This window comes from Pseudomonas sp. B21-040 (genome assembly GCF_024748695.1).
Lineage (GTDB): Bacteria > Pseudomonadota > Gammaproteobacteria > Pseudomonadales > Pseudomonadaceae > Aquipseudomonas.
In genome coordinates, this window is sequence record NZ_CP087176.1 from 1,770,945 (window position 1) to 1,785,841 (window position 14,897).

12 protein-coding genes are annotated in these 14,897 nt (G+C 57.2%); 11 read left to right on the top strand and 1 reads right to left on the bottom strand.

The features are described 5' to 3' along the window. Positions 1–455: 455 nt before the first annotated feature. Both LOY55_RS08000 and LOY55_RS08005 read left to right on the top strand, forming a co-directional pair. Entirely contained in the window at positions 456–761 is a 306-nt protein-coding gene (locus LOY55_RS08000; RefSeq protein WP_046033372.1) for an IS3 family transposase, read from the top strand. Beyond that, entirely contained in the window at positions 758–1,594 is an 837-nt protein-coding gene (locus LOY55_RS08005) for an IS3 family transposase (RefSeq protein WP_223525384.1), read from the top strand. Before LOY55_RS08000 ends, LOY55_RS08005 begins: the two co-directional genes overlap by 4 nt. A 268-nt stretch (positions 1,595–1,862) precedes the next feature. Here LOY55_RS08005 and gltA read toward each other — a convergent pair whose 3' ends face one another. After that, positions 1,863–3,152: a citrate synthase gene (gltA, locus tag LOY55_RS08010; RefSeq protein ID WP_007945132.1), complete on the bottom strand. Its 1,290-nt coding sequence runs from the start codon at positions 3,150–3,152 to the stop codon at positions 1,863–1,865. Positions 3,153–3,515: 363 nt separating this feature from the next. Here gltA and sdhC point away from each other — a divergent pair, with 363 nt between their 5' ends. The 9 genes from sdhC to sucD all read left to right on the top strand — a co-directional run bounded on the left by sdhC (position 3,516) and on the right by sucD (position 14,878). Continuing rightward, the gene (gene sdhC, locus LOY55_RS08015) at positions 3,516–3,890 is read left to right on the top strand and encodes a succinate dehydrogenase, cytochrome b556 subunit (RefSeq protein WP_015096190.1); all 375 of its coding nucleotides are present in this window, start codon (positions 3,516–3,518) and stop codon (positions 3,888–3,890) included. Continuing rightward, positions 3,884–4,252: a succinate dehydrogenase, hydrophobic membrane anchor protein gene (gene sdhD, locus LOY55_RS08020; RefSeq protein WP_109786437.1), complete on the top strand. Its 369-nt coding sequence runs from the start codon at positions 3,884–3,886 to the stop codon at positions 4,250–4,252. Before sdhC ends, sdhD begins: the two co-directional genes overlap by 7 nt. 3 nt (positions 4,253–4,255) lie before the next feature. Beyond that, the gene (gene sdhA, locus LOY55_RS08025) at positions 4,256–6,028 is read left to right on the top strand and encodes a succinate dehydrogenase flavoprotein subunit (RefSeq protein ID WP_046032886.1); all 1,773 of its coding nucleotides are present in this window, start codon (positions 4,256–4,258) and stop codon (positions 6,026–6,028) included. A gap of 11 nt (positions 6,029–6,039) precedes the next feature. Next, positions 6,040–6,744 carry a succinate dehydrogenase iron-sulfur subunit gene (locus LOY55_RS08030; RefSeq protein WP_046032887.1) on the top strand — a complete coding sequence of 235 codons (705 nt, stop codon included), beginning with the start codon at positions 6,040–6,042 and terminating at the stop codon, positions 6,742–6,744. A 262-nt stretch (positions 6,745–7,006) separates the two neighbouring features. Further along, a complete protein-coding gene (locus LOY55_RS08035; RefSeq protein ID WP_046032888.1) occupies positions 7,007–9,838 on the top strand; it encodes a 2-oxoglutarate dehydrogenase E1 component in 2,832 nt (943 codons plus the stop codon). Positions 9,839–9,880: 42 nt separating this feature from the next. Continuing rightward, complete coding sequence (gene odhB / locus LOY55_RS08040) at positions 9,881–11,098, top strand: 2-oxoglutarate dehydrogenase complex dihydrolipoyllysine-residue succinyltransferase (protein WP_046032889.1); 1,218 nt, start codon at positions 9,881–9,883, stop codon at positions 11,096–11,098. Between the two features lie 99 nt (positions 11,099–11,197). Beyond that, positions 11,198–12,634 (top strand): dihydrolipoyl dehydrogenase, encoded by a 1,437-nt coding sequence (gene lpdA, locus LOY55_RS08045; RefSeq protein ID WP_046032890.1) that lies wholly within the window; start codon positions 11,198–11,200, stop codon positions 12,632–12,634. Between the two features lie 196 nt (positions 12,635–12,830). After that, on the top strand, positions 12,831–13,997 hold the full coding sequence (gene sucC, locus LOY55_RS08050) for an ADP-forming succinate--CoA ligase subunit beta (protein ID WP_007898980.1): 1,167 nt from the start codon (positions 12,831–12,833) through the stop codon (positions 13,995–13,997). Then, positions 13,997–14,878, top strand: coding sequence for a succinate--CoA ligase subunit alpha (gene sucD, locus LOY55_RS08055; protein ID WP_109786438.1), 882 nt, complete (start codon positions 13,997–13,999; stop codon positions 14,876–14,878). Before sucC ends, sucD begins: the two co-directional genes overlap by 1 nt. The last annotated feature ends 19 nt before the right edge of the window (positions 14,879–14,897 follow it).

Genomic DNA, 14,897 nt, shown 5'->3' on the forward strand with positions numbered 1-14,897 from the left:
TCGGCGTTCCTTCGCTCCGGTATCCCTCCGGGGACACTGCCCTCCGGTCGGCTTCGCTTCGACCTACATGCAGCGTGTTCGACTGCGTCGAACGGCGCTGCGCGCCACTCCCCGGATGAACACCTCTACTCAGCCTCCCGAAGGGGCGGGTGGATCAAGATCAAAAGCTGTAGGCGAGCTAACGCTCGGCCTGATGAGTGGTGAGGGGCAACAGCGGATGTGTGTTGTTTTGCTTTTTGTGGGAGCGGGCTTGCCCGCGATGGCGGCCTGCCAGCCGACCAGCCTTTTGCAGATGTACTCATTCCCTGTAGGAGCCGGGCTTGCCCGCGATTGCGGCCTGACAGCCGGCCAGCCTTTTGCAGATGTACTCATTCCCTGTAGGAGCATGGCTGAACTGGCCTAATAATTTCGGACACCTCTTAAGGGCGATATGATTTCGCCAACTTGGAGGCTCCATGAACGAAAGAAAGGTCTATACGCGCGAGTTCAAGCTTCATGCTGCCAGCATGGTGCTTGATGATAACTGCCCGGTTTCAGATGTTTGTGCATCGCTGGATATCGGGCCCACCGCTTTACGGCGCTGGGTCGATCAGGTTCGTAAGGAACGTGAAGGGCAGCCAGTCAAAGGCACCAAGGCAATCACCGAAGATCAGCGCCAGATCCAGGAACTAAAAGCCAAGATCAAGCGCATGGAGATGGAAGCCGATATCCTAAAAAAGGCTACCGCTCTCTTGATGTCGGATCCCGATCGTTTTCGATGATCGCAGAGCTAAGAGAGTCATTCCCGACGGCTGTGGTGTGTCGTGTTTTCGGTGTGAAGCGCAGCAGCTTTTATGAGTGGATTCAGCGACGCGCCAAACCGAGGCGCAAACGCGAAGAGCTCAAGCTGAAAGTAGTTGAGCTGCACAGCGAAAGCCGCGAAGCCATGGGCTCCAGAATGATCAGTAAAGGCCTGAAATCCCAAAGCATTACAGCTGGAAGGAGTCTTGTCAGAGCGCTGATGAGAGAGGCCAATATCGTCAGTAAACAACGCCAGCCTCACCCTTTCAGATCCAAAGGAGTGGAAGCATTTGTCGCGCCCAATCGGCTCAAGCGCAACTTCAAACCGACTGCAATCGATCAGGTTTGGTGTGGCGACGTCACCAGTTTGATGGTGGGCAAACGTTGGGTTCATCTGGCCATCGTGATCGATCTGTATGCCCGAAGGGTTATTGGCTGGGCATTTTCTCTGGTCAATGACGCCAACTTGGTCAGCAAAGCGCTGCGTATGGCGACAGAGGTACGAACGTGTCCTCCTGGGCTGATGTTTCACTCAGATCAGGGATGTCAGTACACCAGTCGCAAGTTTCAAGAAGAGCTGCTGCAACACGACATTTTGCAAAGCATGAGTCATCGCGGGCAGTGCTGGGATAATGCGCCGACAGAACGCTTTTTCGGCACGCTCAAGTCAGAGTGGGTGCCTCGTGGCGGTTACAGCCTGATCGAGGAAGCCAAAACCGATATCGTGCGCTTCTTCATGTACTACAACCGCACCAGACTCCATAGCTATAACGACTACCTGTCGCCAATAGCCATGGAGCAAAAAGCGGCATAAACACCGTAATCGGTGTCCGAGATTACTTGACCAGTTCAGGCTTGCCGGCGATGGCGGCCTGCCAGCCGACCCATCTCTAACAGATGTGTAGGATGATCGTTCCCACGCTCTGCGTGGGAATGCTGCCGGGGATGCTCTGCGTCCCGCTTTTTCCGGCGCGGCGAGGAGGGTGGTGGGATGAGGACTTTCAAAGCGCACAAACAAAAACGGCCTCTATATAAATAGAGGCCGTTTCCGGTGCAGTTAAGACGTTATCGCAAGACAGGTCTTATTTGCGGTCTTCCAGCTTGGTGATGTCACGCGACTCGTAGCCGGTGTACAGCTGGCGCGGGCGGCCAATCTTGTACGGGCTGGAGAGCATTTCTTTCCAGTGGGAGATCCAGCCAACAGTCCGCGCCAGGGCGAAGATAACGGTGAACATGCTGGTTGGAATGCCGATCGCCTTGAGGATGATCCCCGAGTAGAAGTCGACGTTCGGGTACAGCGAGCGTTCGATGAAGTACGGGTCGGTCAGGGCGATCTCTTCCAGGCGCATGGCCAGTTCGAGCTGCTTGTCGTTCTTGATGCCCAGTTCTTTCAGTACTTCGTCGCAGGTCTGCTTCATCACGGTGGCGCGTGGGTCGCGGTTTTTGTAAACCCGGTGACCGAAGCCCATCAGTTTGAACGGATCGTTCTTGTCCTTGGCCTTGGCGATGTACTTGTCGATGTTCGATACATCGCCAATTTCATCCAGCATGGTCAGAACGGCTTCGTTCGCACCGCCGTGGGCAGGGCCCCACAGTGCAGCGATGCCGGCGGCGATACAGGCGAACGGGTTGGCACCCGAAGAACCGGCCAGGCGTACGGTTGACGTCGATGCGTTCTGCTCGTGGTCGGCATGGAGGATGAAAATCCGGTCCATGGCCTTGGCGAGCACCGGGCTGATCGGTTTGATCTCGCACGGGGTGTTGAACATCATGTGCAGGAAGTTTTCCGCGTACGTCAGGTCGTTGCGCGGGTACATCATAGGTTGGCCCATGGAGTACTTGTAAACCATTGCTGCCAGGGTCGGCATCTTGGCAACCAGGCGGATCGCAGAGATTTCGCGATGCTGCGGGTTATTGATGTCGAGGGAGTCGTGGTAGAAGGCGGAAAGCGCGCCGACTACACCGCACATGACGGCCATTGGGTGGGCGTCGCGACGGAAGCCGTTGAAGAAGGTCTTCAACTGCTCGTGAACCATGGTGTGGTTCTTGACGGTACTGACGAACTGGGCCTTCTGTTCTGCGGTCGGCAATTCGCCGTTGAGCAGCAGGTAGCAGGTTTCCAGGTAGTCCGACTTTTCAGCCAGTTGTTCGATCGGGTAACCGCGGTGCAGCAGAATGCCGTTGTCGCCGTCGATATAGGTGATCTTCGACTCGCAGGAGGCTGTCGACATGAAACCAGGGTCAAAGGTGAAACGGCCCGTGGCCGTCAGGCCCCGAACATCGATAACATCGGGACCAACGGTGCCGGTTAAAATGGGCAGCTCGACGGGGGCTGCGCCCTCGATGATCAACTGCGCTTTTTTGTCAGCCATGTGGCCTCCTATTTATGCTTGAAATCATCAGACAGACCCCCCACGCAGGGCCCGCACCACTATAGTGAGATAAATTCGAATGTCAATTTGCCTAAAGTCTTGCTCCAGAAGGCTTTAACCGGACTTTTTCCTCGAAATTGACTGCCATTTACGCCTTTTATCCAACTTGTGCAATCAGCTATTAGGGGAAGGTGAACGCGTTGTCATTAGTAGCCTAACTGTCTATACTCGGCCACCGACCGCCAGGGGCTTTTGGGCCTGCTTTATTGGGGGTCGCATCCCTGGGTGGTGGTTACCTGACCAGTGCACTCCCCAACAACTTTGCCCTGATTGTTAGGGGCTCTTCAGTGTGAAAAAAAAGCCGTGAAAAGCCAACGACCTGTAAACCTAGACCTAAGGACCATCAAACTCCCCATCACCGGCGTTACGTCGTTTCTTCACCGTGTTTCCGGCATCATCCTCTTCCTGGGCCTTGGCTTCATGCTTTATGCATTGGGCAAATCCCTGGGTTCCGAGGAAGGTTTTGCCGAGGTGAAGGCATGCTTGACCAGCCCGCTGGCCAAGTTCGTAGCATGGGGCCTCCTGTCCGCTCTTCTGTATCACCTGGTAGCCGGTGTGCGCCACTTGATCATGGATATGGGCATCGGCGAGACGCTTGAAGGCGGCCGCCTGGGCTCGAAAATTATCATCGCCGTTTCCGTGGTGTTGATCGTTCTGGCAGGAGTTTGGATATGGTAACCAGCGTTACGAACCTTTCGCGTTCGGGCCTCTATGACTGGATGGCACAACGTGTGTCTGCGGTTGTTCTCGCGGCTTATTTCATCTTCCTGATCGGATACCTCGCGGCGAATCCGGGCATTGGCTACGGCCAATGGCATGGCCTGTTCGCCCACAACGGGATGCGTATCTTCAGTCTGCTGGCCCTTGTGGCCCTGGGCGCTCACGCCTGGGTCGGCATGTGGACCATCGCGACCGACTACCTGACGCCAATGGCGCTGGGCAAGTCCGCGACTGCAGTACGTTTCCTTTTCCAGGCAGTATGCGGCGTTGCGATGTTCGCTTACTTCGTCTGGGGTGTGCAGATTCTCTGGGGTATCTGATTCATGGCTAACATTCCAACGATTTCTTTCGACGCCATCATCATTGGTGGTGGCGGTGCCGGCATGCGCGCTGCGCTGCAACTGGCGCAGGGCGGTCACAAGACTGCCGTGATCACCAAGGTTTTCCCGACCCGTTCGCACACTGTATCTGCCCAGGGTGGCATCACCTGCGCCATCGCTTCGGCTGATCCGAACGATGACTGGCGCTGGCACATGTACGATACCGTCAAGGGTTCCGACTACATCGGTGACCAGGACGCTATCGAGTACATGTGTCAGGAAGGCCCGGCTGCCGTTTACGAGCTGGACCACATGGGCATGCCATTCTCGCGTACCGAGCAAGGTCGTATCTACCAGCGTCCATTCGGCGGTCAGTCGAAGGATTACGGTAAAGGCGGGCAGGCTGCTCGTACTTGCGCTGCGTCCGACCGTACCGGTCACGCGCTGCTGCACACCCTTTATCAGGGCAACCTGAAAGCCGGTACCGTGTTCCTGAACGAGTACTACGCTGTCGATCTGGTGAAGAACGGCGAAGGCGAGTTCGTCGGCGTGATCGCCATCTGCATCGAAACCGGCGAAACCACCTACATCCGTGCCAAGGCCACCGTACTGGCTACCGGCGGTGCAGGTCGTATCTACGCGTCCACCACCAACGCCCTGATCAACACCGGTGACGGCGTCGGCATGGCTCTGCGTGCTGGCGTGCCGGTACAAGACATTGAAATGTGGCAGTTCCACCCGACCGGTATCGCCGGCGCTGGTGTACTGGTTACCGAGGGTTGCCGTGGTGAAGGTGGTTACCTGATCAACAAGCACGGCGAGCGTTTCATGGAGCGTTATGCTCCGAACGCCAAAGACCTTGCAGGTCGTGACGTTGTTGCCCGTTCGATGGTTAAGGAAATCATCGCTGGTAACGGCTGCGGCCCGAATGGCGACCACGTAATGCTCAAACTCGACCACTTGGGCGAGGAAGTGCTGCACAGCCGTCTGCCAGGCATCTGCGAACTGTCCAAGACTTTTGCTCACGTTGACCCGGTTGTTGCTCCGGTTCCGGTTGTTCCGACTTGCCACTATATGATGGGCGGCGTTCCGACCAACATTCACGGTCAGGCAATCACCCAGAACGACGAAGGCGTCGACGAAATCATCCCTGGCCTGTTCGCAGTGGGTGAAGTGGCGTGCGTATCGGTTCACGGTGCCAACCGTCTGGGCGGCAACTCGTTGCTCGACCTGGTGGTATTCGGCCGCGCTGCCGGCCTGCACCTGGAAAAAGCACTGACCGACGGTATCGAATACGACGACGCCACCGACGCCGACATCAATGCGGCCCTGGCGCGTCTGTCTGCTCTGAACGAGCGTACCGAAGGCGAAGACGTGGCAACCCTGCGTCGCGAGCTGCAAAACTGCATGCAGAACTACTTCGGTGTATTCCGTACTGGCGAATACATGCAGAAGGGTATTGCCCAGCTGGCTGACCTGCGCAAGCGCATCGCCAACGTCAAGATCAACGATAAGTCGCAGGCGTTCAACACTGCACGTATCGAAGCTCTGGAGCTGCAGAACCTGCTGGAAGTGGCTGAAGCTACTGCCATCGCTGCCGAAGTACGTAAAGAGTCCCGCGGTGCTCACGCCCGTGAAGACTTCGAAGACCGTGACGACGAAAACTGGCTGTGCCACACCCTGTACTTCCCGGGTGACAAGCGCGTGACCAAGCGTGCTGTGAACTTCTCGCCGAAGACTGTTCCGACTTTTGAACCTAAGATTCGGACTTATTAAGGGTGGCCGCCATGTTGAAAGTCAGCGTTTATCGTTACAACCCTGATCAGGACGCCGCGCCGTTCATGCAGGAATTCTCGGTCGATACCGGTGGTAAAGACCTGATGGTGCTGGACGTGCTGGCCCTGATCAAAGAGCAGGACGAAGGTTTCTCCTATCGTCGCTCTTGCCGTGAAGGTGTATGCGGTTCCGACGGCATGAACATCAACGGCAAAAACGGTCTGGCGTGCGTTACGCCGCTGTCCGCCGTCGTAAAAGGTAACAAGTTGATCGTTCGTCCTCTGCCAGGTTTGCCGGTTATCCGTGACCTGGTCGTCGATATGAGCATCTTCTACAAGCAATACGAGAAGGTTAAGCCTTACCTGCAGAACGACACGCCGGCTCCGGCCATCGAGCGTCTGCAGTCCCCTGAAGAGCGTGAAAAGCTTGACGGTCTGTACGAGTGCATCCTGTGCGCTTGCTGCTCGACTTCTTGCCCGTCCTTCTGGTGGAACCCGGACAAGTTCCTGGGTCCAGCTGCTCTGCTGCAAGCTTATCGCTTCCTGGCAGACAGCCGCGACACCAAGACTTCCGAGCGTCTGGCTTCGCTGGATGACCCGTTCAGCGTATTCCGCTGCCGCGGGATCATGAACTGCGTCAACGTTTGTCCGAAAGGCCTGAACCCGACTAAGGCCATCGGTCACATTCGTAACATGCTTCTGCAAAGCGGCGTGTGATTCAGCTGTTGTACCCGTAAGACCGCTGTACCCGTAGATGCTACGGCGCAGGCTTCAACCGGCGCCGTAGTTTTAACCTGAGCAGCAGCTCACAAAGCTGCAGCTCTTATTTTGAAGAAATGAGACAAGCAGGGGCATCCGGGCTGGTACCCGGACTATCAGCGTGATCCTAAGTGGCTTGTTTTGGTCGCTGCATTCGGACTTCTGCAAGTTTGCTCGGTGTCGACGCCGGTGGTGTTCCCCTAACCGAGGGTGACCAAGCATGCAAGAAAGCGTGATGCAGCGCATGTGGAACAGCGCCTACCTGTCCGGTAGTAACGCTGCCTATGTGGAAGAGCTTTACGAGCTCTACCTGCACGACCCTAACGCTGTGCCAGAAGAGTGGCGCACCTACTTCCAGAAGTTGCCTGCTGACGGCAACACTGCCACCGATGTTTCGCACTCCACAATTCGCGATCATTTCGTCTTGCTGGCAAAGAACCAGCGCCGCGCCCAACCGGTTTCCGCCGGCAGCGTGAGCAGTGAGCACGAGAAGAAGCAAGTTGAAGTGCTGCGATTGATCCAGGCCTACCGTATGCGTGGCCACCAGGCAGCCCAGCTTGACCCGCTGGGGCTGTGGCAGCGTCCTGCACCTGCAGACCTGTCAATCAATCACTACGGCTTGACCAATGCCGATCTTGATACGACCTACCGTGCCGGCGACCTGTTCATCGGCAAAGAGGAGGCGAGCCTACGCGAAATTCACGAAGCGTTGCAGCAGACATATTGCCGCACCATCGGCGCTGAATTTACGCATATCACCGATTCCGAGCAGCGCCAGTGGTTCCAGCAGCGTCTGGAAAGCGTGCGCGGTCGTCCGACGTACTCCGCTGACATCAAGAGCCACTTGCTTGAGCGCGTGACCGCCGGCGAAGGCCTGGAAAAATACCTGGGCACCAAATACCCGGGTACCAAGCGTTTCGGTCTGGAAGGCGGCGAAAGCCTGATTCCGATGCTCGACGAACTGATCCAGCGTTCCGGCTCCTACGGCACCAAGGAAATCGTCATCGGCATGGCCCACCGTGGTCGTCTTAACGTGCTGGTCAACACCTTCGGCAAGAACCCGCGCGAGCTGTTCGACGAGTTCGAAGGCAAGAAGAAGGTCGAGCTAGGTTCTGGTGACGTTAAATATCACCAGGGCTTCTCGTCCAACGTGATGACCGCCGGCGGTGAAGTTCACCTGGCCATGGCGTTCAACCCGTCCCACCTGGAAATCGTTTCCCCGGTGGTCGAGGGGTCGGTTCGCGCCCGTCAGGACCGTCGTAACGATCCTACCGGTGAAAAAGTCCTGCCGATCTCCATCCACGGTGACGCTGCGTTCGCAGGTCAAGGCGTGGTCATGGAAACGTTCCAGATGTCGCAGACCCGCGGTTTCAAAACCGGCGGTACCGTGCACATCGTGATCAACAACCAGGTCGGTTTCACCATCAGCAACCCGCTGGACTCGCGTTCCACCGAGTACGCGACTGACGTTGCGAAAATGATCCAGGCACCGATCCTCCATGTGAATGGTGATGATCCGGAAGCTGTATTGTTCGTGACCCAGCTGGCCATCGACTACCGCATGCAGTTCAAGCGTGACGTGGTGATCGACCTGGTCTGCTACCGTCGTCGCGGCCACAACGAGGCCGACGAACCAAGCGGCACCCAGCCGATCATGTATCAGCAGATCACCAAACAGCGCACCACCCGTGAGCTGTATGCCGATCGCCTGACACAGAGCGGTGTGCTGGACGCAGAGCGTGTGCAGTCGAAAATCGACGAATACCGCAACGCACTGGACAACGGTCTGCATGTTGTAAAAAGCCTGGTCAAAGAGCCGAACAAAGAGCTGTTCGTGGACTGGCGTCCGTACCTGGGCCATGCCTGGACTGCGCGTCACGACACTCGTTTCGACCTCAAGACCCTGCAGGAACTGTCCGCCAAGCTGCTGGAAATTCCAGAAGGTTTCGTGGTTCAGCGCCAGGTCGCAAAAATCTACGAAGACCGTCAGAAAATGCAAGCCGGCGGCCTGCCGATTAACTGGGGTTACGCCGAAACCATGGCGTACGCGACCCTGGCGTTCGAAGGTCACCCGATTCGCATGACGGGTCAGGACATCGGTCGCGGTACGTTCTCGCACCGTCACGCTGTCTTGCACAACCAGAAAGACGCGGGTACCTACATCCCGTTGCAAAACCTGTACAACGGCCAGCCACGTTTCGACCTGTACGATTCGTTCCTGTCCGAAGAAGCCGTACTGGCGTTCGAATACGGTTACTCGACCACCACGCCTGATGCGCTGGTGATCTGGGAAGCCCAGTTCGGCGACTTCGCCAACGGTGCCCAGGTGGTTATCGACCAGTTCATCACCAGTGGCGAACACAAGTGGGGCCGTCTCTGCGGTCTGACCATGCTGTTGCCGCACGGTTACGAAGGTCAGGGTCCTGAGCACTCCTCGGCACGTCTGGAGCGTTACCTGCAATTGTGCGCCGAGCACAACATTCAGGTAGCCGTACCGACTACGCCGGCTCAGATCTATCACTTGCTGCGTCGCCAGGTCATTCGCCCGCTGCGCAAGCCATTGATCGTTCTGACTCCGAAGTCGCTGTTGCGCCACAAACTGGCCATCTCGACGCTGGAAGATCTGGCCGAAGGTTCGTTCCAGACCGTGATCCCGGAAATCGATGCTCAAGATCCGAAAAAGGTCGAGCGCATTGTTCTGTGTAGCGGCAAGGTCTACTACGACCTGTTGGAAAAACGCCGTGCCGAAGGTCGTGACGACATCGCCGTCGTGCGTATCGAGCAGCTGTACCCATTCCCTGAGGACGACTTGAAAGAAGTCCTGGCTCCTTACACCAACGCCAAACATGCCGTTTGGTGTCAGGAAGAGCCGATGAACCAGGGTGCCTGGTACTGCAGCCAACACCATTTGCGTCGCAGCATCAGTACCCTCAACAAGTCTCTCGTACTCGAGTACGCGGGCCGTGAGGCTTCTGCTGCACCGGCATGTGGTTATGCATCGATGCACGCCGAACAGCAGGAAAAACTGCTGCAAGACGCCTTTACTGTTTAACGCCTTCGCGCACCTGAAACCGAATTTAAGGACTCACAGATAATGGCTATCGAAATCAAAGCCCCCACTTTCCCGGAATCGGTTGCCGATGGCACCGTTGCCACGTGGCACAAGCAACCGGGCGACGCCGTCAAGCGTGACGAACTGATCGTCGACATCGAAACCGACAAAGTCGTACTGGAAGTTCTGGCTACCGCTGATGGCGTGTTGGGCGCAATCGTCAAGGGCGAGGGCGAGACCGTCCTGTCCGACGAAGTTCTGGGCTCCATCGTAGAAGGCGGCGCTGCAGCCGCTGCTCCTGCTGCCGCTCCGGCCGCTGCACAAGCGGCTGCTCCAGCTGCTGATGGCGAAGACGATCCTGTTGCTGCACCGGCTGCTCGCAAGCTGGCTGAAGAAAACGGCATCAACATCGCTTCCGTTGCCGGCACCGGCAAAGGCGGTCGTGTGACCAAGGAAGACGTAGTAGCCGCTGTCGCTGCCAAGAAAGCCGCTCCGGCTGCCGCGCCTGCCAAGGCTGCTGCCCCGGCTGCCGCTGCTCCTGTGTTCGCCGCCGGCGACCGCGTCGAGAAGCGCGTACCGATGACCCGCGTTCGCGCTACCGTGGCCAAGCGCCTGGTAGAAGCTCAGTCGAACATGGCGATGCTGACCACTTTCAACGAAGTCGACATGACTGAAGTCATGGCCCTGCGTTCGAAGTACAAGGACCTGTTCGAGAAGTCCCACAACGGCGTACGCCTGGGCTTCATGTCGTTCTTCGTCAAGGCCGCTACCGAAGCGCTGAAACGCTTCCCGGCTGTCAACGCGTCGATCGACGGTGGCGACATCGTTTACCACGGCTACGCCGACGTCGGTGTTGCTGTTTCCAGCGACCGTGGTCTGGTTGTACCGGTTCTGCGTAACGCCGAACTGATGAGCCTGGCTGAAATCGAAGGCGGCATCGCCACCTTCGGCAAGAAGGCTCGTGACGGCAAACTGTCGATGGACGAAATGACCGGCGGCACGTTCACCATCACCAACGGTGGTACCTTCGGTTCGATGATGTCGACCCCGATCGTCAACCCGCCGCAAGCGGCTATCCTGGGCATGCACAACATTCTGCAGCGCCCTATGGCGATCAACGGTCAGGTCGTTATCCGTCCGATGATGTACCTGGCTCTGTCTTACGATCACCGTCTGATCGATGGCAAAGAAGCTGTGACCTTCCTGGTTACCATCAAGAACCTGCTGGAAGACCCGGCTCGTTTGTTGCTGGATATCTGATAGAAGCGGCTGCAGGTTTCAAGGTCCAGGCTGCACGAAAGGGCAGTCTGGCTTGAGGCTTGCGGCTTCAAGCTTGCCGCAAAAAAGAGGATTTTTTGAATGTCGCAGAAATTTGACGTAGTAGTGATCGGCGCGGGCCCTGGCGGCTACGTTGCTGCCATCAAAGCAGCCCAGCTGGGTCTCACCACTGCCTGCATCGAGAAGTACACCGACAAGGAAGGCAAACTGGCCCTCGGCGGTACTTGCCTGAACGTCGGCTGCATTCCATCCAAGGCGCTGCTGGACAGCTCCTGGAAGTTCCACGAAGCCCAAGACGGCTTCGCGATCCACGGTATCAACCACGCCGGCGTGACCATGGACGTGCCAGCAATGGTCGGCCGTAAAGCCAACATCGTCAAAGGCCTGACCTCGGGTGTTGCCACCCTGTTCAAGGCTAACGGCGTGACCTCGATCCAGGGCCACGGCAAACTGCTGGCCGGCAAGAAAGTCGAAGTCACCAAGCCTGACGGTTCGGTAGAAATCATTGAAGCCGAGAACGTGATCCTGGCTCCAGGTTCGCGTCCGATCGACATTCCGCCAGCTCCGGTTGACCAGAATGTGATCGTCGATTCGACTGGCGCACTGGAATTCCAGTCCGTACCTAAGCGTCTTGGCGTGATCGGCGCTGGCGTGATCGGTCTGGAACTGGGTTCGGTATGGTCCCGTCTGGGCGCTGAAGTCACTGTTCTGGAAGCCCTGGACACGTTCCTGATGGCTGCCGACGCTGCTGTGTCCAAAGAAGCTTTGAAAACCCTGACCAAACAAGGTCTGGACATCAAACTGGGCGCTCGCGTTACCGGTTCCAAAGTGAACGGCGACGAAGTCGTTGTGAACTACACCGATGCCAAAGGCGAGCAGAACATCACTTTTGACAAGCTGATCGTAGCCGTTGGTCGCCGTCCAGTGACCACTGATCTGCTGTCCGCTGATTGCGGCGTGACCCTGGACGAGCGCGGTTTCGTGCACGTTGACGATCACTGCGCCACCACCGTACCGGGCGTTTACGCTATCGGCGACGTGGTTCGCGGCATGATGCTGGCACACAAGGCCTCGGAAGAGGGCATCATGGTCGTCGAGCGCATCAAGGGCCACAAAGCCCAGATGAACTATGATTTGATCCCGTCTGTTATTTATACTCACCCGGAAATCGCGTGGGTCGGCAAAACCGAGCAGACCTTGAAGGCAGAAGGCGTTGAAGTTAACGTTGGCACCTTCCCGTTCGCAGCCAGTGGCCGTGCCATGGCTGCCAACGATACCGGCGGTTTCGTAAAAGTTATCGCCGATGCCAAGACCGACCGCGTATTGGGCGTCCACGTGATTGGCCCGAGCGCTGCAGAACTGGTTCAGCAGGGCGCGATCGGTATGGAATTCGGCACCAGCGCTGAAGACCTGGGCATGATGGTTTTCTCCCATCCGACCCTGTCTGAAGCCTTGCACGAAGCTGCTCTGGCAGTGAATGGCGGCGCCATCCACATCGCCAACCGCAAGAAGCGTTAAGACAATAAGAAACCACGGCGGAATGGCCCGTCGTGAGCCTTGCATGCAAGACTCACCGCGGAATATCCGCTGGACGCAGTCTTGCGTAGCTGCACCGGATGCCCGGAAAGGCTACGCAAGCAGCAGTCACAGGTGGTGCGGCACTTGAATGAGTGCAGCACCGAATGCGCAGTACCTAACGAAGACGGTAATAAGCATGAATCTTCACGAGTATCAGGGTAAGCAGCTGTTCGCTGAATACGGCCTGCCAGTTTCCACCGGTTATGCAGTAGACACCCCGGAAGCAGCAGCAGAAGCTTGCGACAAAATCGGCGGCACCGAGTGGGTTGTCAAAGCCCAGGTCCACGCTGGTGGTCGCGGTAAAGCGGGCGGCGTAAAGCTGGTTCGCAGCAAAGAAGACGCTAAGGCATTCGCACAGCAGTGGCTGGGCAAGCGTCTGGTGACTTACCAGACTGACGCCAATGGTCAGCCAGTCACCAAGATCCTGGTTGAATCGTGCACTGATATCGCTAAAGAGCTGTACCTGGGCGCTGTCGTTGACCGTTCGAGCCGTCGTATCGTGTTCATGGCTTCCACCGAAGGTGGCGTGGACATCGAGAAAATCGCTCACGACACTCCAGAAAAAATTCTGAAAGCCACTATCGATCCACTGGTTGGCGCTCAGCCATTCCAGGGTCGCGAGCTGGCATTCCAGCTGGGTCTGGAAGGCAAGCAGGTTGCTCAGTTCGCCAAGATCTTCGTAGGTCTGGCCAAGCTGTTCAAGGATCACGACCTGGCTCTGCTGGAAGTGAACCCGCTGGTGATCAAGGCTGACGGCGATCTGCATTGCCTCGACGCCAAGATCAACATCGACGCCAACGCCATGTACCGTCAGCCTAAGCTGAAGACTTTCCACGATCCGTCGCAAGACGATCCGCGCGAAGCGCACGCTGCCAAGTTCGAACTGAACTACGTAGCACTGGAAGGCAACATCGGTTGCATGGTCAACGGTGCTGGCCTGGCCATGGGTACCATGGACATCGTCAACCTGCATGGCGGCAAACCAGCCAACTTCCTCGACGTGGGCGGCGGTGCTACCAAAGAACGCGTTACCGAAGCGTTCAAGATCATTCTGTCCGACACTAACGTCGCTGCAGTATTGGTTAACATCTTCGGCGGCATCGTTCGTTGCGACATGATTGCCGAAGGCATCATCGGCGCTGTGAAAGAAGTCGGCGTGAAAATCCCGGTTGTTGTTCGCCTTGAAGGCAACAACGCTGAGCTGGGCGCTAAAGTACTGGCAGAAAGCGGTTTGAACATCATCGCTGCTACCAGCCTGACCGACGCTGCTCAACAAGTTGTTAAAGCTGCGGAGGGCAAATAATGAGCGTCCTGATCAATAAAGACACCAAAGTTATCTGCCAGGGTATTACCGGTTCGCAAGGTAGTTTCCACACCCAGCAAGCGCTCGAATACGGCACCAAGATGGTGGGTGGCGTAACTCCGGGTAAAGGCGGCACCGAGCACCTGGGTCTGCCAGTGTTCAACACCGTGAAAGATGCTGTAGCTGCCACTGGCGCCACCGCCAGCGTGATCTACGTTCCAGCTCCTTTCTGCAAGGACTCCATCCTGGAAGCAGCATTCGGCGGCATCAAGCTGATCGTTTGCATCACTGAAGGCATTCCTACCCTGGACATGCTGGATGCCAAGGTCAAGTGCGACGAGCTGGGTATCACCCTGATCGGCCCTAACTGCCCAGGCGTGATCACTCCAGGCGAATGCAAGATCGGCATCATGCCAGGTCACATTCACTTGCCAGGCAAGGTCGGTATCGTTTCCCGTTCCGGCACCCTGACCTACGAAGCTGTGAAGCAGACTACTGACGCCGGTTTCGGTCAGTCGACTTGCGTCGGCATCGGTGGTGACCCGATCCCGGGTTCGAACTTCATCGACATCCTGAAGCTGTTCCAGGAAGACCCGAAGACCGAAGCGATCGTGATGATCGGCGAGATCGGCGGTTCGGCTGAAGAAGAAGCGGCTGCCTACATCAAGGCACACGTGACCAAGCCGGTTGTTTCCTACATCGCTGGTGTGACTGCCCCTGCGGGCAAGCGCATGGGCCATGCTGGCGCAATCATCTCTGGCGGCAAAGGCACTGCAGACGAGAAGTTTGCTGCCCTGGAAGACGCAGGCGTTAAAACCGTGCGTTCGCTGGCAGACATCGGCAAGGCTTTGTCCGAGCTGACCGGTTGGGCGATGAAGTAAGCCTCGCGCTTAATTCACG

Bases quoted from the DNA above. Each gene is read 5' to 3' on its own strand.
- LOY55_RS08000 (WP_046033372.1), top strand. From the start codon at position 456: ATGAACGAAAGAAAGGTCTATACGCGCGAGTTCAAGCTTCATGCTGCC.
- LOY55_RS08005 (WP_223525384.1), top strand. From the start codon at position 758: ATGATCGCAGAGCTAAGAGAGTCATTCCCGACGGCTGTGGTGTGTCGT.
- gltA (WP_007945132.1), bottom strand. From the start codon at position 3,152: ATGGCTGACAAAAAAGCGCAGTTGATCATCGAGGGCGCAGCCCCCGTC.
- sdhD (WP_109786437.1), top strand. From the start codon at position 3,884: ATGGTAACCAGCGTTACGAACCTTTCGCGTTCGGGCCTCTATGACTGG.
- sdhA (WP_046032886.1), top strand. From the start codon at position 4,256: ATGGCTAACATTCCAACGATTTCTTTCGACGCCATCATCATTGGTGGT.
- LOY55_RS08030 (WP_046032887.1), top strand. From the start codon at position 6,040: ATGTTGAAAGTCAGCGTTTATCGTTACAACCCTGATCAGGACGCCGCG.
- LOY55_RS08035 (WP_046032888.1), top strand. From the start codon at position 7,007: ATGCAAGAAAGCGTGATGCAGCGCATGTGGAACAGCGCCTACCTGTCC.
- odhB (WP_046032889.1), top strand. From the start codon at position 9,881: ATGGCTATCGAAATCAAAGCCCCCACTTTCCCGGAATCGGTTGCCGAT.
- lpdA (WP_046032890.1), top strand. From the start codon at position 11,198: ATGTCGCAGAAATTTGACGTAGTAGTGATCGGCGCGGGCCCTGGCGGC.
- sucC (WP_007898980.1), top strand. From the start codon at position 12,831: ATGAATCTTCACGAGTATCAGGGTAAGCAGCTGTTCGCTGAATACGGC.
- sucD (WP_109786438.1), top strand. From the start codon at position 13,997: ATGAGCGTCCTGATCAATAAAGACACCAAAGTTATCTGCCAGGGTATT.